The sequence below is a fragment of the Phenylobacterium sp. genome, from assembly GCF_030681155.1.
Lineage (GTDB): Bacteria > Pseudomonadota > Alphaproteobacteria > Caulobacterales > Caulobacteraceae > Phenylobacterium.
This window is the reverse complement of sequence record NZ_JAUXXE010000043.1, coordinates 88,918-105,204: the sequence shown is the minus strand read 5'-3', so window position 1 is coordinate 105,204 and position 16,287 is coordinate 88,918. Positions and strand designations below refer to the sequence as shown.

General features: G+C 64.8%; 19 protein-coding genes and 3 tRNA genes. 19 read left to right on the top strand and 3 right to left on the bottom strand.

Translation table 11 applies throughout. From position 1 onward, the window contains the following. The first annotated feature begins 156 nt into the window (after window positions 1–156). The 7 genes from rplM to Q8M13_RS11545 all read left to right on the top strand — a co-directional run bounded on the left by rplM (window position 157) and on the right by Q8M13_RS11545 (window position 4,006). The gene (gene rplM, locus Q8M13_RS11575; protein WP_056734146.1) at window positions 157–630 is read left to right on the top strand and encodes a 50S ribosomal protein L13; all 474 of its coding nucleotides are present in this window, start codon (window positions 157–159) and stop codon (window positions 628–630) included. 5 nt (window positions 631–635) lie between these two features. Next, window positions 636–1,106, top strand: coding sequence for a 30S ribosomal protein S9 (gene rpsI, locus Q8M13_RS11570; protein WP_304811983.1), 471 nt, complete (start codon window positions 636–638; stop codon window positions 1,104–1,106). Between the two features lie 91 nt (window positions 1,107–1,197). Continuing rightward, window positions 1,198–2,175, top strand: coding sequence for an N-acetyl-gamma-glutamyl-phosphate reductase (gene argC, locus Q8M13_RS11565; protein ID WP_305300096.1), 978 nt, complete (start codon window positions 1,198–1,200; stop codon window positions 2,173–2,175). Next, entirely contained in the window at window positions 2,172–2,612 is a 441-nt protein-coding gene (locus tag Q8M13_RS11560; protein ID WP_305300095.1) for a GNAT family N-acetyltransferase, read from the top strand. Before argC ends, Q8M13_RS11560 begins: the two co-directional genes overlap by 4 nt. A gap of 38 nt (window positions 2,613–2,650) precedes the next feature. Next, on the top strand, window positions 2,651–3,133 hold the full coding sequence (gene msrB, locus Q8M13_RS11555) for a peptide-methionine (R)-S-oxide reductase MsrB (RefSeq protein ID WP_305300094.1): 483 nt from the start codon (window positions 2,651–2,653) through the stop codon (window positions 3,131–3,133). 122 nt (window positions 3,134–3,255) lie between these two features. Further along, window positions 3,256–3,540, top strand: coding sequence for a hypothetical protein (locus tag Q8M13_RS11550; RefSeq protein ID WP_305300093.1), 285 nt, complete (start codon window positions 3,256–3,258; stop codon window positions 3,538–3,540). Window positions 3,541–3,568: 28 nt separating this feature from the next. Further along, the gene (locus tag Q8M13_RS11545) at window positions 3,569–4,006 is read left to right on the top strand and encodes an ion channel (protein WP_305300092.1); all 438 of its coding nucleotides are present in this window, start codon (window positions 3,569–3,571) and stop codon (window positions 4,004–4,006) included. A gap of 7 nt (window positions 4,007–4,013) precedes the next feature. Here Q8M13_RS11545 and Q8M13_RS11540 read toward each other — a convergent pair whose 3' ends face one another. Genes Q8M13_RS11540 through phaC form a run of 3 tightly spaced genes read right to left on the bottom strand, consistent with a single transcriptional unit; the run spans window position 4,014 to window position 7,284 of the window. Then, window positions 4,014–4,559 (bottom strand): hypothetical protein, encoded by a 546-nt coding sequence (locus Q8M13_RS11540; protein ID WP_305300091.1) that lies wholly within the window; start codon window positions 4,557–4,559, stop codon window positions 4,014–4,016. Continuing rightward, entirely contained in the window at window positions 4,556–5,506 is a 951-nt protein-coding gene (locus Q8M13_RS11535; RefSeq protein WP_305300090.1) for an alpha/beta hydrolase, read from the bottom strand. The genes Q8M13_RS11540 and Q8M13_RS11535 overlap by 4 nt, the downstream gene beginning before the upstream one ends. Before the next feature lie 20 nt (window positions 5,507–5,526). Beyond that, window positions 5,527–7,284, bottom strand: a complete 1,758-nt coding sequence (phaC, locus tag Q8M13_RS11530) for a class I poly(R)-hydroxyalkanoic acid synthase (protein WP_305300114.1) — start codon at window positions 7,282–7,284, stop codon at window positions 5,527–5,529. A gap of 281 nt (window positions 7,285–7,565) precedes the next feature. Here phaC and Q8M13_RS11525 point away from each other — a divergent pair, with 281 nt between their 5' ends. From Q8M13_RS11525 to Q8M13_RS11470, 12 genes are all read left to right on the top strand, one after another. Continuing rightward, the gene (locus tag Q8M13_RS11525) at window positions 7,566–8,027 is read left to right on the top strand and encodes a hypothetical protein (RefSeq protein WP_305300089.1); all 462 of its coding nucleotides are present in this window, start codon (window positions 7,566–7,568) and stop codon (window positions 8,025–8,027) included. A 114-nt stretch (window positions 8,028–8,141) separates the two neighbouring features. Continuing rightward, complete coding sequence (locus Q8M13_RS11520) at window positions 8,142–9,362, top strand: LL-diaminopimelate aminotransferase (RefSeq protein ID WP_305300088.1); 1,221 nt, start codon at window positions 8,142–8,144, stop codon at window positions 9,360–9,362. Beyond that, window positions 9,359–10,648: a homoserine dehydrogenase gene (locus Q8M13_RS11515; protein WP_305300087.1), complete on the top strand. Its 1,290-nt coding sequence runs from the start codon at window positions 9,359–9,361 to the stop codon at window positions 10,646–10,648. Before Q8M13_RS11520 ends, Q8M13_RS11515 begins: the two co-directional genes overlap by 4 nt. Before the next feature lie 44 nt (window positions 10,649–10,692). Continuing rightward, window positions 10,693–11,646 carry a class II fructose-bisphosphatase gene (gene glpX / locus Q8M13_RS11510; RefSeq protein ID WP_305300086.1) on the top strand — a complete coding sequence of 318 codons (954 nt, stop codon included), beginning with the start codon at window positions 10,693–10,695 and terminating at the stop codon, window positions 11,644–11,646. Window positions 11,647–11,688: 42 nt separating this feature from the next. Then, entirely contained in the window at window positions 11,689–13,488 is a 1,800-nt protein-coding gene (gene recJ, locus Q8M13_RS11505) for a single-stranded-DNA-specific exonuclease RecJ (protein ID WP_305300085.1), read from the top strand. 274 nt (window positions 13,489–13,762) lie between these two features. Then, window positions 13,763–13,837 (top strand) — tRNA-Glu (locus Q8M13_RS11500). Window positions 13,838–13,990: 153 nt separating this feature from the next. Beyond that, complete coding sequence (locus Q8M13_RS11495; protein ID WP_305300084.1) at window positions 13,991–14,605, top strand: cold-shock protein; 615 nt, start codon at window positions 13,991–13,993, stop codon at window positions 14,603–14,605. A gap of 24 nt (window positions 14,606–14,629) precedes the next feature. Next, window positions 14,630–15,190, top strand: a complete 561-nt coding sequence (locus Q8M13_RS11490) for a DUF192 domain-containing protein (RefSeq protein WP_370870034.1) — start codon at window positions 14,630–14,632, stop codon at window positions 15,188–15,190. Continuing rightward, window positions 15,183–15,611, top strand: coding sequence for a PaaI family thioesterase (locus tag Q8M13_RS11485; RefSeq protein ID WP_305300083.1), 429 nt, complete (start codon window positions 15,183–15,185; stop codon window positions 15,609–15,611). The genes Q8M13_RS11490 and Q8M13_RS11485 overlap by 8 nt, the downstream gene beginning before the upstream one ends. Before the next feature lie 72 nt (window positions 15,612–15,683). Beyond that, a tRNA-Pro gene (locus Q8M13_RS11480) sits at window positions 15,684–15,760 on the top strand. Window positions 15,761–15,789: 29 nt separating this feature from the next. After that, window positions 15,790–16,095, top strand: coding sequence for an ETC complex I subunit (locus Q8M13_RS11475; RefSeq protein WP_305300082.1), 306 nt, complete (start codon window positions 15,790–15,792; stop codon window positions 16,093–16,095). A gap of 114 nt (window positions 16,096–16,209) precedes the next feature. Continuing rightward, window positions 16,210–16,286, top strand: a tRNA-Arg gene (locus tag Q8M13_RS11470). The last annotated feature ends 1 nt before the right edge of the window (window position 16,287 follow it).

Below are 16,287 nucleotides of genomic sequence, written 5' to 3'. Positions count from 1 at the left end.
TGCGTGGTATCATAATACCGAAGTCGGGAAAGCCTTGCCACATAACGATTTGCGGCCTGTTCGTTGCGTTTGAGTGTTGACAGGTCGGCTGTGGCTGCTTACTAGCCGCCCCTTCGTCGGGACCGTTTCGTCCCGCTAACTTACGGACCCGTTCCCATGATGAAGACGACGGCTTCTTTGAAGCCCGCCGACGTCGAGAAGAAGTGGATCGTGATCGACGCAGAGAACGCCGTTGTCGGCCGTCTCGCCTCGTTCATCGCCATGCGTCTTCGCGGCAAGCACCGCCCTGACTACACCCCGCACGTCGATTGCGGCGACTTTGTCGTCGTGATCAACGCTGACAAGGTGAAGTTCACCGGCAAGAAGCTGACCGACAAAGTGTACTACTGGCACACCGGTCACCCGGGCGGCATCAAGGAACGCACCGCGGACAAGATCCTCGGCGGCAAGTATCCGGAACGCATCCTGGAAAAGGCCGTTGAGCGCATGCTGCCCAAGGAAAGCCCCTTGGCCCGTAAGCAAATGACCCACCTGCGTATCTACAATGTGGGTGAGCATCCGCACCAGGCGCAGAACCCCGAAGTCATCGCGTTCGCCGACCTGAACTCCAAGAACGTGCGGAGCAAGTAAGCCAGATGTCCGAGACTCAAGGTTTCGAGGCCCTGCAAAGCCTCTCGTCCAACCCCGACGTCGCTCCGGCCGAGCCGAAGATCGACGCTCTGGGCCGCGCCTATGCGACCGGCAAGCGTAAGAACGCCATCGCTCGCGTTTGGATTAAGCCCGGCAAGGGCACGATCACGATCAACGGTCGCGATCAGGAAGTCTATTTCGCGCGTCCCGTGCTGCGCATGATGATCGCTCAGCCGCTGCAGGTCACTGACCGCCTCGGCCAGTTCGACGTCATCGTCACGGTCGAAGGTTCGGGCCTGTCGGGTCAAGCCGGCGCGATCCGTCACGGCCTGTCCAAGGCTCTGACCTATTACGAACCGGCCCTGCGCCCGGTCCTGAAGCCGCACGGCTTCCTGACCCGCGACAGCCGCGTCGTTGAACGTAAGAAGTACGGCAAGGCGAAAGCCCGACGCAGCTTCCAGTTCTCGAAGCGCTAACCCGCTTACGCGAGCTCGCGTTTGGAGGGGCGCTTCGGGCAACCGAAGCGCCCTTTCTCATATCCGGTCGACAGTTTTCAGGACCCGCACCATGTCCCACACCGTGTTCATTGATGGCGAAGCCGGCACTACGGGTTTGCAGATCCGCGAGCGCCTGGAAGGCCGTAAGGATCTCGAGATCCTATCGATCGATCCGGCCAAGCGTAAGGACGCTGACGCACGGGCTGAGCTGCTGAACAGCGCCGATGCGGTGATCCTCTGCCTGCCCGACGATGCCTCCAAGGAAGCGGTCGGCCTTATCCAATCGAACCGCGTGCGGGTCATCGACGCCTCGACCGCCTACCGGACCGCCTCGGGCTGGACCTATGGCTTTGCCGAGATGGACCAGGATCAGCGCGCAGCCATCGCCTCGTCCACCCGGGTCAGCAATCCGGGCTGCTATCCCACCGGCTTCATTGGCTTGGTGCGCCCGTTGGTGGCGGCCGAGCTGATTCCGAGTGACTGGCCGCTGACGGTCAATGCGGTGTCCGGATATACGGGCGGCGGCAAGGGTCTGATCGCAGAGTTCGAGGCGCCGACGCCGCCGAACAGAAGCGACGCCTTCCGGATCTATGGCTTGCCGCTGCAGCACAAACACATTGGCGAGATGCAGGTCCATGGCGGCCTGGATCACGCGCCCCTGTTCGCCCCGGCCGTCGGCCGCTACGCCCAAGGCATGATCGTAGAGGTGCCGCTGCAACTGTGGGCGCTGCCCGCCAAGCCGCGGCCGGCCGAGCTGCGCGAAGCGCTGGCCAAGGCCTATGCGGGAGAAGCCTTCGTAGATGTCGCGAGCGCCGATGAATGCGCGGCCTTGCAGAAGGCCCGCGCGGGCGCCGCCGGCTATAACGCCGACCTGGATCCCGAGGCGTTGAACGGCACCAACCGCATGAAGCTCTATGTCTTCGGCAATGAAGAGCGCCATCAGGCGCGCCTGGTGGCCGTGCTCGACAACCTGGGCAAGGGCGCTTCGGGCGCTGCGGTGCAGAACCTGAACATCATGCTCGGCTTGCCGGAGGCCTCGGGCCTATGATCCTGCGCCGGGCGAGCACGGCGGACGCCGGGGTCTGCGCCCGGATTCAGCGGGAGGCGAACCGGGTGTCGCTTCCGTTCCTGCCGGCCCCGCCCGATCTCGACGACGCGGTGACGTTCTTCGAGACGAAGCTGTTGGTCGAGAACGAGGCGTGGCTGGCCGAGGAGGAGGGCGTGGCCGTTGGCTATGTTGCGTTCCATCCTGGCTGGCTGGAGCACCTTTATGTGCTGCCGGGCTATCAGGCGCGGGGAATTGGCCCGCAGCTGCTGGCCAAGGCTTTGGAGGACGGCGCGCCGCGGACGCTCTGGACCTTCCAGGCGAATTCACGTGCTCGACGATTCTACGAGGCGCGAGGGTGGAAGCTGGTCGAACTGACCGACGGCGCCGGCAACATGGAGAAAACGCCGGACGCTCTCTACGCCTGGACTGGCGGCTAAGCTTGCATCCGAAGCCCGAGAGGAATCGTATCTCAGGCATGGACAAGATTGATCGACGCACACTGTTGCTTGGTTCTGCGCTGGTCACGCTGCCGGCGGCGGCGCTGGCCGCTGATGATCCCTATGCCGGTTCGCCCTGGCGCCAGTTGACCGACGCCCAGTGGAAGGCGCGGCTGGACCTCGCGACCTACAACGTCCTGCGCCATGAGGCGACTGAGATGGCCGGCACCAGCCCGCTGAACAAGGAAAAGCGCCCAGGGACCTATGTCTGCGCAGGGTGCGGTCTGCCGCTGTTCAAGGCGTCCTGGAAGTTCGAGAGCGGAACCGGCTGGCCAAGCTTCTACACCGCCATCAAGGGAGCGATGCGCAAGAAGACCGATTACGCCATAGGCGTGCCGCGCACGGAGTACCATTGTGCGCGCTGCCTGGGGCACCAGGGCCACGTCTTCCCCGATGGCCCCCGTCCCACGGGGCTGCGTTACTGCAACAATGGCGATGCGCTGCGGTTCGTAGCCGCCTAGAGGCCAGGCCGCCCTCAATCGGTCGGTTCGCGATTGACTGCGACTGAACGGATCACTCAATTTGCAGCGACGAATAGGGAGAGCTGCATGCGCCGCTGGATCACTCACGCTGGGCGGACGCCTTGAGAATTTCTCGCGTTATTGCTGCGATCTACGGCTTTCTGTGCGTCGCCGCCTTGCTTCTGATCCCCGCCAGCCTTGGCGGCTGGTTCGGAATGGCGCGTGATCCATTGGCGGGCATCTACGCCATCGTACTGGGCGCGCCCTGGAGCTACATACTGAACTTCCTCCCGACCTTGGGGATCTGGTTCAATGTTGCGGCCGTGGCGCTGGGCATGGTGATGAATTTCCTGATTATTCTCGTCGCAGGGGACCTGCTCGCGCGGCTTCGGCGGGCCGTCCTCTAGTGGACTGGGGGTCGCCGTGAGGGGCGACATGATCGTCGAACTCAGCCTGGCGACAGCCATGGTGCTGGCGACCGTCACGATTCACGGAACGGGACTGATGATCCTGGGGCGGATGCTGGCGTCGCTGGATGAGCGCTGGGGCGCGGCCCAGATGAGCCCGCTGTCCTGGCATGGCTGGTTCGTCACCGTCGCAGTGGTGATGGGGCTCTTCCTGCTGCACGGTCTGGAGATCTGGCTCTACGCCCTGTTGTTCAGCAAGTTGGGCGCCGTGCCGGAATTTCGCGAGGCGGTCTATTTCTCCACCAGCAGCTACGGCTCCATCGGCTACGGCGACAGCGCCATAGCCGGACAATGGAAGCTGCTGGGAGCCATTGAGGGGATCAACGGCTCTATCTTGCTCGGTTGGTCGGTGGCCTTCTTCGTCACCGTGATGGCGCGAATGTTGCCGCCCCTGACACGTCGCTGAGCGCGGCCTAGGGCAGGGGCTTGGCCAAATCGAACTCGACGCGGAAGTGGCGATCGGGCCGGCGCAGTTCGTAGGCGAACAGCTTGCCCGGTTCGATCTCCATCGCCCAGACATTGGTCAGCGATACGGCGCGGTCCTCGCGCACAAACATCGCCTTTGACGCGGCGTCGACGGGGAACTCCTGGCGCGCGGCGGTTCCTGGCGTCGTGGTGTCGCCGCCGTACTGGCTGACGGCGTCCTCGGTGCCGTCAGGATGACGATGATCGTGCTTGAGGCGGAGGACGGTCGCAGTCTTCGTCACCACCCAGGTGCGGGACCGATCCTCGCCGACCTGGAAGGGAATTCGCACCTCGTCCTTCGTGCAGCTCTTGATCCGCATGGTCAGCGGCTTACCGGTGAAACTGGCGTCGGCGGGATCCGTGGTGACGACGCGTCCTTCAAAACTCTGGCCGCAAAGGGCCGAGAGACGCGAGAAAAACACCTGCTGGGCGGTCTCGGCATTGGCGGGCGCGGCGATCAGCAAGACCAGGGCGGCGAAGGGCAGGGCTCTCATTTCGTCTCCGGGGCCGGCGCGAGCGCGGCGCGTACGTGATCGACGGCGCGAAGTACGGCGCCGTTGTAGGTAAGCCCAAGGAGGCTCGCATGCGCCGCCTCGGGGACATTCTCGTAGTAGCCGGCGCGCGAAGCGCGTTCGGGGGCGCGGCGCGCGATGTTCCATTCGCCCATGCGCACGGCGTCGCCGGCGGTGATGACCGCCACCGGCCATTTGGGATCCAGGCTGACGGCCCCGGCCTGGGCCGATCCTTGGTCCCATACCAGCACTTCGGCGGCTGCGGTGCGGGCATGGCGACCAGTGACGAAGGCGTGCCGCTTTTCGGCCGCGCCCTGTGGCGGCAAGCCGATTCGATCACCCCAGTAGTAGGCGACGCGTGTGAGGCCCAGCGAGCCGGCGACGGCGGTGGCCCGCGCGACATTGCGCACCCGGCTAAGGAAGGGCTGGGCGCGCGGATCGCTGGTCATTTCTGGCGTTGTGGCTTCCAGCAGCACGAGGCCGGCGACCATATCGGGGTGCTGCCCAGCCAGAAGCCGGATGTGCTGCCCGCCCATGGAGTGCGCCATGAAGATGAAGGGGCCCTGTTCGCCTGACGCCTTGATGAGCTTGGCGAGGTCGGAGGCAATGGCCTCGCTGTCGCGGGGCTTCGGACCGGGGTCGGAGAAACCCATGCCCGCGCGATCATAGGCGCAGGATCGGACGCCTTTTTGGGTCAGGCCGTGTTGGATAGCGGCGAAGTCGGCGGCTAGGCCCCAGGCCCCAGCCTCCATCCAGACGACCGGCTTGTCGGTCTTTGGTCCTTCACAGACCAGCCGCAGCTTGCGCCCGCCGATATCGACAAAGCGCCCGCTGGGCTCGAAACGGCCTGACAAAGCCACAACGGCGAAACCCGCGCCGATCCATAGGGCCAGCAGGATCGCCAGCCCCGCGACTATCATCTTGATCATCTATCCCCCGGATCGGTCGCTTACGACTTCACCTTTACGTAGGAACCGGGCGCATCCTCGATTGGCTTGAATTTGCCATTGGCGGGGTCCCGGGCCGGAACCAGCCCGCCTGATTTCTCGCGCAGCCACGTCGCCCAGTGCGGCCACCAAGAGCCAGCCGTTTCGCTGGCCCCTTCCATCCATTGTTCGACAGAGGCGGGCAGGTCGGTATTGGTCCAGTGCTGGTACTTGTTGGCGACCGGAGCGTTGATGACGCCGGCGATGTGACCCGAGCCGGCCAGGGTGAAAGTCACAGGCCCGCCAAACAGACGTGCGCCGCGATAGACCGAACGCGCTGGAGCGATGTGGTCCTCCTTCGAGGACTGGACGTAGACCGGGGTCTTCACCGCGCCGAGGTCCAGCTTGACGTTGTCGAGGACCAGTTCGCCTTTCGAGAGCGCGTTCTCGCCGTAGAACTTGCGCAGGTAGAACATGTGCAGCGCCTTGGGCATGCGGGTCTGGTCGGAATTCCAGAACAGCAGGTCGAAAGGCTTGGGCTCCTTGCCCATCAGGTAGTTGTTCACGAAGAACGACCAGATCAGATCATTGGCGCGCAGCGAGTTGAAGGTCTCGGCCATGGCCTGGCCCGACAGGACGCCGCCTGCGGCGTCCATCTGCTTTTCGAGGTCAGAGAGCCAGTCGTCATTGGTGAAGAGCAGCAGGTCGCCCGCCTCGGCGAAGTCCTGCTGAGCGGCGAAGAAGGTGGCCGAAGCGATTCGCTTGTCGTTCTTGGCCGCCATATGAGCGAGCGTCGAGGAGAGCAGGGTGCCCCCAATGCAGTAACCGACGGTGTTGACGCGATCGACGCCGGCCTGCGCCATCACGGCGTCGGTGGCCGCATAGATGCCCTCAAGCATGTAGTCCTCGAAGGTCTTGGCGGCCATTTCGACGTCGGGATTGACCCACGAGGCGACGAAGACCGTGAAGCCCTGGTCAGCTAGCCAGCGGATCATCGAGTTCTCGGGCCGCAGGTCGAGGATGTAGAACTTGTTGATCCATGGCGGGAAGATCAGCAGCGGGATCTCGTGAACCTGCTCGGTCGTCGGGTTGAACTGGAGGAGCTGGAGCACCTCGTTCTGGAACACCACCTTGCCCGGCGCGGTGGCGACGTTCTCACCGATTTTGAACATCTGATAGTCGGTCTGGCTGATCGCCAGCTGACCGCCGCCGCGGGTCAAGTCGTCGGCGAAGTTCTCCATCCCCTTCAGCAGCGAGGCCCCCTGGGTCTGCATCGCCTCCCGCAGGGCCGCCGGATTGGAGACCAGGAAGTTCGAGGGGGAGAAGGCGTCGGTCAGCATCTTCATGAAGAATTCGACCCGGCGCTTGGCTATCGGATCGACGTCCTGAACCTGGGACACCAGCGAATTCAGCCAGTTGGAGGTCAGAAGGTAGGATTGCTTGATGACGTCGAAAACCGGGTTCTCGGCCCAGTCTGGATCGTTGAAGCGCTTGTCGCCCTTGTCAGGCCGCACCACCGGCTCAACGGCTTCTCCGCCGGCGCGGCGGGCGGCGGACTGCCAAAGTTCGAGGTACTGCTGGAAGAGATCGGCCTGCGCCCGGACCATGCGGTCAGGCTGCGAAGCCAGTCGCCCCATCACGTCGGTTAGGGCTGGGGCGACATGGAAGGGGTCCGGCTGCAGGGCGGCTGGGCGCTCGGCCTGGCGCAAGGCGGCCTCTGCGATCGCGCCCTGAGCGGTGAGGGCCGCGCGGGCCAAATTGGCCGAGAGCTTTTCCAACATGTCGCGCTGGTCGCCGGTCAGGCTTTCGAACGCTGGAGCGGCCTTTGACGCGGCCTCGGCCGGTCTCGGGTCCGCCGGCGGGGTTTCGACTTTATTCTCGGACTTCATGCCCTTGGAGGCAGCCTTGTCGGCGACCTTGGCCTTCTTCTTCGGTTTGGCCTTGGTCGGTGTCGACGGGTGTTCACTCATCGCTCAACTTCCTCCGGTACGCGCTTCCTTGGGGCTTTGCTGCGCTCGCGCTCTTTCGCCCGAAGCGATCATGACATAAGACCGGACGGGAAATGAACGCGCCGCTTCGACTTTTCGCAAAAGCGTCCTTCAAGACCTCCACGCGGGGGCTGATGCTCTGCGCCTGCGCCGGCCTGTTGCTGACCGGTTGCGCCAACTACAACCCGCTGGCGACAGCGCCGATCGATCCCACGTCGCCCGTCGCTGACGAGGTGGCGCGGCTGGGCCGGGCCGACGCGCCGTTCCCGACATTTGCAGACATTCCTCCTAAGCCCACCGATCAGCGCCCGATCGCGCAGTGGGGCAAGGAGGCGCGGCAGCTCGAGACAGCCGCTGCAGCGCTGGAGCGCCAGACCGCGCCCAACACCTGGACTCTGAACGGCACTGAGCGTTTCCAAGCGCGCGCCCTGGCCGAGGCCGGTCCGGCTGAGAGTGCGGCCTCGTCGACTGCGGCGACCGAAGCCTTCGCGCGGCAGCTCCGGGAGCGAGCTACCCCGCCTCCGTCGCCCAGGTAAGCGGCTGGCGGGGGCATAAATGACCTTGAACCTGCTTGGCGCGGCCCCGAACGGGGGCTATCCATGCGCGACTTCAGCTCCCAATCGCCGCACGGCCCGCGGCCCGAGCTCAAAATGACTCCCGAATTCCACCGTATTCGCCGCCTTCCGCCCTACGTCCTTGAGGAAGTGAACCGCATCAAGGCCCGCTTGCGAGCCGAGGGCGTCGACATCATCGACTTCGGCATGGGCAATCCCGACATGCCGACGCCCAAGCACATCGTCGACAAGCTGGTCGAGACCGCCCGCGACCCGAAGGCTGGCCGTTACTCCGCCTCGAAGGGCATTGTCGGCCTGCGCAAGGCGATGGCCGGCTACTACAAGAAGCGCTTTGGCGTGACCCTGAACCCCGACACCGAGGTGATCGCCACCCTGGGCTCGAAGGAAGGTTTCGCCAATCTGGCGCAGGCGCTGACCGCGCCCGGCGACGTGATCATCTGCCCGAACCCGGCCTATCCGATCCACGCCTACGGTTTCATCATGGCGGGCGGCGTCATCCGCCACGTGCCAGCTCATTCGCCGGAGGAGTATCTGGCGGGCGTCAGCCGGGCGATGAAGCACTCGGCCCCGCCGCCATCGGTGCTGATCTTGTCCTACCCGTCGAACCCGACCGCGCAGTGCGTGGACTTGGAGTTCTACAAGGACGCGATCGCGCTGGCGAAGAAGCACGACCTGCTGGTGATCTCCGACATCGCCTATTCGGAGATCTACTTCGACGACAACCCGCCGCCCTCGGTGCTTGAGGTCGAAGGCGCCAAGGACATCGCGGTCGAGGTGAACTCGCTGTCGAAGACCTACGCCATGGCGGGCTGGCGCGTCGGCATGGTGGTCGGCAACGAGCGTATCTGTTCGGCGCTGGCGCGGGTGAAGTCATATCTGGACTATGGAGCCTATACGCCGATCCAGGTGGCCGCCGCCGCGGCCCTGAACGGCCCGCAGGATTGCGTCGACGAGATTCGCGCGACCTACAAGGCCCGCCGCGACACGCTGGTCAGCTCGATGGAGCGCGCCGGCTGGGACATTCCCTCGCCGTCGGCTTCAATGTTCGCCTGGGCGCCGGTCCCCGAGAAGTTCAAGGAGGCCGGCTCGCTGCTGTTCTCAAAACTGCTGATCGAAGAAGCGGGCGTCGCGGTCGCGCCTGGCGTCGGCTTTGGCGAGTATGGCGAGGGCTATGTGCGGGTGGGGCTTGTGGAGAACGAGCACCGCATTCGCCAGGCCGCGCGCAACGTGAAGAAATTCCTGGCCAACGCCGACGAAATCCTGGCGCGGGCTCACAACAATCTGGCGGCGCAATGAGTAAGACTGAATGGCGGATCGGCGTCGCGGGCCTGGGTACGGTCGGCGGGGGACTGCTGAACTTCCTGTCCGACCACCCCGATTTCGCCCCGGCCGGCGGCCGCGCGATCGTCACTGGCGTTTCGGCGCGCTCGCGTTCGCGTCCGCGGCCGTTCGATATCTCGAACCTGTCGTGGTTCGACGACCCGGTGGCCCTGGCGCTGTCGCCTGACAACAACGTCTTCGTGGAACTGATCGGCGGCTCGGACGGCCCGGCCAAAGCCGCTGTCGAAGCGGCCCTGAACGCTGGCAAGCCGGTCGTCACGGCCAACAAGGCCCTGATCGCCGAGCACGGCGCCGAACTGGCGGCCTTGGCCGAATCCAAAGGCGTGCCGTTGCTGTTCGAAGCTGCGGTCATGGGCGGTACGCCGGCCGTGAAGGTGATGCGCGAAGCGCTGGTCGGCGATGAGATCAAGTCGGTCGCCGGCATCCTGAACGGCACCTGCAACTACATCCTGTCGGAAATGGACTCCGGGGGGCGGGCGTTCGCCGACGTCCTGGCCGAGGCTCAACGCCTGGGCTACGCCGAGACCGACCCGACCATGGACGTCGGCGGTTTCGATGCAGCCCACAAGATCTCGATCCTCGCGGCCTTGGCCTTCGGGTGCGCGCCCAACTACGCGGCGGCCGAGATCGAAGGCATCGACCAGGTGGCTCTGCTGGATATCAAGCTGGCCAAGGATCTCGGCTACAAGATCAAGCTGATCGCGTCGGCCGACCGCTCCGACGGCGGCGTGCTGGTGCGCGTCCATCCGACCCTGGTGGCGCAAAACCATCCCCTGGCCCAGGCCGGCGGCGCGCTGAACGCGCTCTTCATCGAAGGCACGCGGATCGGCCGGATCTATCTGCAAGGCCCCGGCGCGGGTTCGGCCCCGACCGCCGCGGCCGTCGCCGCCGACATCGCCGACGTCATGACCGGCGCGGTGCGCCCGGTTTTCCAGGCGCCGGCGGCTACTTTGAAAGCCTTTACGCCAATCGACCCGGCAAAGAGCATGAGCCGGGCCTATCTGCGCTTCCTCGTGAAGGACGAACCTGGTGTGATCGCGGCGGTCTCCGAGACCCTCGCCGAGGCCGGGGTGTCGATCGAGAGCTTCCTTCAGAAGCCTGTCGAGAACGCAGATGGGGTGCCGATCGTGCTTACCACGCATGCAGTCGCCGAATCCGTCCTCGTGGCGGCGATCGACCGCATCGCAAATCTGCCGTCAGTGCTCGATAGACCGCGCCTCTTGCGTATCGCGCGCATTTAAGAACCAAGAGATAGAGTGCGCCGACGAGGCGCCGGGAGAGACACATGAGTTCGGAAAATCTGGATCGCGGGCTGGTTCTGGACGCGGTCCGGGTGACAGAGATCGCCGCGATCGCTGCTTGGAAGTTGGTTGGACGTGGCGACGAGAAGGAGGCTGACCAAGCCGCCGTCGACGCGATGCGCACGGCGCTCATCGATCTCGACAGTGATGGCGAGATCGTCATCGGCGAGGGCGAGCGCGACGAAGCGCCGATGCTCTACATCGGCGAGAAGGTCGGCAGCGGCAAAGGTCCGGCGATCGACATCGCGCTCGACCCGCTGGAAGGCACGACCCTGACGGCAAAGGCCATGGCCAACGCCCTAGCCGTGATGGCTTGGGCGCCTAAGGGCACCATGCTGAATGCGCCCGACACCTATATGGACAAGATCGCCTGCGGGCCGGGCTATCCGGCCGGTGTGATCGACCTCGACAAGTCGCCGGCCGAGAACGTCAAGGCGCTGGCCGAGGCCAAGGACGTCGACGCCTCGGAAATCACGGTCTGCATTCTGGACCGTCCGCGTCACGCGGACCTGATCGCCAGCGTTCGTTCGGTGGGCGCGCGCGTCTATCTGATCACCGACGGCGACGTCGCCGGGGTGATGAACACCGCCGACCCGTCGACCGGCGTGGATCTCTATGTCGGGCAGGGCGGAGCGCCCGAGGGCGTGCTGGCTTGCGCCGCGCTCAAGTGCGTCGGCGGTCAGTTCCAGGGCCGCCTGGTGTTCCGCAACGCCGACGAAAAGGCCCGCGCGGCCCGCGTCGGCATCACCGACTTCGACAAGAAGTACGATCTGCACGAGATGGTGCGGGCCGACGCGATCTTCGCGGCGACCGGCGTCACCAACGGCGCTCTGTTGGACGGTGTGCAGTATGAAGACGGCTTTGTTCATACCCACACCTTGGTGATGAACTCGGCGACCCGCACCGTGCGCGAAGTGCGGATGAAGCGTCCCGTCTAAGCTATCCTTCGTGGCGGTTCCGACTCCGGCTAGGCTAGGCCAATGGCCGATGGAACCGCCTCCTTGGGATATCTAGGCGTCAGCCGCTCCTTGAGCGGGCGGCTGTGGCGCGAACGACCGGCGGACGCCGAGGTAGTTCGCCGCCACCAGCTCGGCCTCGGCCTGAGCGAACCGCTGGCGCGGGCCTTGGCCTCACGCGGCGTCAGCGCTGATGACGGCGCCGACTACCTCAACCCAACCCTCAAGGCGCTGTTTCCCGATCCGTCGAGTTTCGTAGACATGGATCTGGCCGCCAAGATTCTTATCGACGCCTTGGTCGCCGACCGCCCGATGACGGTCTTCGCCGACTATGACGTGGATGGCGCCTCCAGCGCCGCGCAACTGGTCCGGTGGTTTCGCACCCAGGGCAAGGAATTGCCCATCTATGTGCCCGATCGCCTGACCGAGGGCTATGGCCCGTCGCCGGCCGCGTTCAGCCGTATCCGCGAGTCGGGTGTCGAATTGGTGGTCACGGTCGACTGCGGCGCGGCGGCCTACGAGGCCCTGGCCTGCGCCAAGGAGATCGGTCTCGAGGTGGTGGTGATCGACCACCATTTGATGCGAGATGAAATTCCAGAGGTCGCCGCCCTGGTGAATCCGAACCGCCCGGGCTGTGGCTCGGGGCAGGGGGTTCTAGCCGCGGCGGGCGTCGCGTTCGTCCTGATGGCCGCGCTCAATCGCGAGGCGAGGGGACGTGGTCTGTTCCAGGATCGCCCAGAGCCCGATCTGCGCCAATGGCTGGACCTGGCGGCCATGGGCGCCATCTGCGACGTCACTCAGCTTGTCGGTTTCAATCGGGCGCTGACGACACAAGGCCTGAAGGTCATGTCGGCCTGGCGCAATCCCGGCCTGAAGGCTCTGCTAGACGTCGCCAAGGGATCTGGTCCGGCCAGCGTGTTCCACGCCGGCTTTATTCTAGGCCCCCGAATCAACGCCGGTGGACGGATCGGACGTTCCGACCTCGGCGCCCGGCTGCTGTCGACTGACGATCCTGAGGAGGCCGCCATGCTGGCCGCCGAACTGGACGGACTCAACGCCTCCCGCAAAGAGGTCGAGCGCGAGATTCTGGAAGAAGCGATCCGCATCGTCGAGCGTGAGAGCAACCAGGACGAGGCGGCGCTGACTATGGTCGCTGCTGACGGATGGCATCCTGGGGTCATCGGGATCGTCGCCAGCCGCTTGAAGGAACGCTATCGCAAGCCAGCGCTGGTCATAGGCGTCGATCGCGCGGCCAATATCGGCAAAGGCTCGGGGCGTTCCCAAACCGGGGTGAACCTGGGGCGCGCAGTCCAGGCGGCCTATGACGAGGGGTTGCTGCTGGCGGGAGGTGGACACGCCATGGCCGCTGGCCTCTCGGTGCGTCCCGATACGATCCCCGAACTAAGGGCCTTCCTGAACGAGCGCCTGGCCGACGAAGCCCAGGCCGCCGCCGAGCAGGACGGTCTCGACATCGATGCTCTGATCACCACGGGCGGAGCCGACAGAGGCCTCTACCAGTCGTTTCAGGCGCTGGCTCCGTTCGGTCCCGGCAATCCCGAGCCGATGTTCGCCGCCGCCAATGTGCGGGTAGAGCGCCCGATGGCGCTACGCGGGGGCCATGTCCGCGTGACACTGACGGATGGCTCGGGCGGACGGCTGAAGGCTGTCGCCTGGCGGGCAGAGGACACCGAGATGGGCCGGCGGCTGCTGAATGAAGGCGGCGCGATCCACGTGGCGGGCCGGTTGAAGCCGGACGATTGGCAGGGGCGCGAGAGCGTCGAACTCGAGATTGAAGACGTCGCCGATCCACGCCGAGTCGGTTGAGATCATTTGGCCGGCCAGTCTACGGCGATCTGCGCGGTTGAATTTGACGACATGGGACTTTACCGGCTGCGGGATCTTGCCGGGCCGATTCCGGCGCTTTCGTCCCTACCGAGACTTTTCCCTCAGTCTTTCGATGGCCTAGGCGGTGGCAAAACCAGGAAAAAGCGCGCGTTTGAGCACCGCTCACAGGCTGTGGCCGGACTTTTTAAAAAGGTTCAGCAAGGCGCTTGCCACCCTGCGGAATCGACAATATAGACACGCCTCTCGCGCACGCGGTCCCTTCGTCTATCGGTTAGGACGCCAGGTTTTCAACCTGGAGAGAGGGGTTCGACTCCCCTAGGGACTACCAGCGCGAGCCCCCCCAACACGACGTAAACGAGAGCAATTTCGATCAGTGCGCGCACTGGTTGGAAATTGCCCCATTGACGGCAGTAGCCCAACAAGAACAGTGTTATCGCTGGCTAGGTCCGGAAGGATCAGGGGGACCAGGCCAGAGGGGCATATGTCTGGTTACGAATTCGAGGGAATGGATCCGCACGAAGAGTCAGTGAGGATCAGCGGGCGCGTGAAGTGGTTCGACGCCGGCAAAGGATATGGCTTTATCGTACCTGACGACCCCCATCAAACGGGGCTCAAGGACGTATTGCTTCACGTCACCAGTCTTAGGAACTCTGGGCGCGAGAGCGCGCTGGAAGGCGCTGTGATCGTCTGTGACGTGATCCGCCGCCCGAAGGGCTGGCAGGTGGCCGAGGTCGTGGAGGTCGACGAGACGTCGGCTCCTGCGCCGTCGGATCGCCGACGACATGACGAGGGGCAAGGCGGCTTTCGTCGAGAACGCGACAGCTATGACAATGGCGGGTTCCAGGCTCGGCAGCCTCGAAGGCCGCTAACCGCCCGAGGGCCGCTCGAACGGGCCAAGGTGAAGTGGTTCAACCGCGCCAAGGGCTACGGTTTCGTAGTCCGTGACGGTGAGACCGGCGACATCTTCGTCCACATCGAAACCTTGCGACGATCCGGCATTGAGGACCTGCAACCTGGCGACGACGTCATGGTGCGGTTCGCTGAAGGTCCGAAAGGGCTTGTCGTGGCTGAGATCGAGTCTGTAGGTCTGGCTTAAGACCTAGCAACTCGGAGTTCTCCGGTGTCCAGCCTGACGGTGCCGCTGCGCGGCTTGATCGCGACCGTGGGCGCGCTTGCGCTGCTTGCGGCCTGTAGCGAGCGGCCATCTGCTCAACCAGCGCCCGCGGCGTCTCAGACGCCTGCGGCGGCCGCTAGCGCGCCGGCCAAGGCGCCGATCGGAGCGGTGGGGGAGGCTCCCGCCGGATTCGAGGCATTGGAGACGGTGACGCCGTCGGGCAGGACTCGTTTCTTTGTCGAGATCGCCGACAATGACGCCGAGCGCGAGCGGGGCTTGATGTTCCGCAAGTCGCTCGCGCCGGACCGCGGCATGCTGTTCGACTTCAAGACGCCTCGCGAGGTGGCGTTCTGGATGCGCAACACGCTTATCCCGCTCGACATCATCTACATCCAGGCTGACGGCACGGTGCTGTCGATCGCCCGGAATGCGACGCCGTTGTCGGAAGCGCCGATCCCCTCCGGCGGGGCGACGCTGGGAGTTCTGGAACTGGCCGGCGGGCGTTCGGCTGAAATCGGCCTGATGCCCGGCGACCGTATCGAGCATCGGATGTTCAAGCGTGATTGATCGCGACGTCGTGCCGCCGCCGCCCGAGGGATTCGTTGAATCGACCGGCCGGGGCGCGTTCTCCGGCCACAACGGCCCATATTTCCACCGGGCCGAGATGGGCGAACTAACCGAACAGGCCTTCTACGCCCTGCCGCGCCACGCCAACGGCCTGGGACTGGTGCATGGGGGCATGCTGAGCGCGTTCCTTGACGGCCTGATGGGCGCGACGGTTTTTCGCGCCACCCGGCAGACCGCGGTCACCATCCACCTGTCCATCGACTTTCTGCACATGGGGCGGGTCGGCGACTGGGTGATGGGCGAGGGCAAGATCACCCGGGTCACCAAGGACGTGGCCTTCGTGGAGGCCCGCGCTCATGTTCGCGGCGTGGACGTCGTGCGGGCCACGGGGGTCTTCAAACTGATGCATAAACGCGCCTAATTGCTCCGAGCGCGTTTGTTCGTTTGCGATAAACGCCAAAGCCTTATATCGGAGCCCCTCGCCGGCGTTTTTCGGGGTGTAGCGCAGCCTGGTAGCGCATCTGGTTTGGGACCAGAGGGTCGGAGGTTCGAATCCTCTCGCCCCGACCAACGCCGGTCAGAATTGTTTGAGGGTCCGCATGCTCGCGCGCATCTATCGTCCAGCCAAGAACGCCATGCAGTCGGGCAAGGCTAAGACCAAGGACTGGGTGCTGGAATTCGAGCCTGCCTCGGCGCGTCGTTCGGACCCGCTGATGGGCTGGACCCTGACCAACGACATGGACGGGCAGATCCGCCTGGCCTTCGAGACCAAAGACGAAGCGGTCGCCTACGCCCAGGCCCACGGCATCGCCTTCCAGATTTCGGATCCGAAGCCGGCCAAGCGGATCATCAAGGCCTATGCCGACAACTTCGCCTTCGGCCGCAAGCAACCCTGGACGCACTAGTTCGTCGCCTCAGTCCGCTGAGTTAGAGTCGCGCCGGAGACGCCGCGGGGCCGATAGAGCGTGGTCTCTTGCGCCGAGCGCCGCACCGCCTTATCCCGCAACGACCGCTGAAACGCGCCCATAGCTCAACCGGATAGAGCATCCGCCTTCTAAGCGGACGGTTGCAGGTTCGAGTCCTGCTGGGCGCGCCAA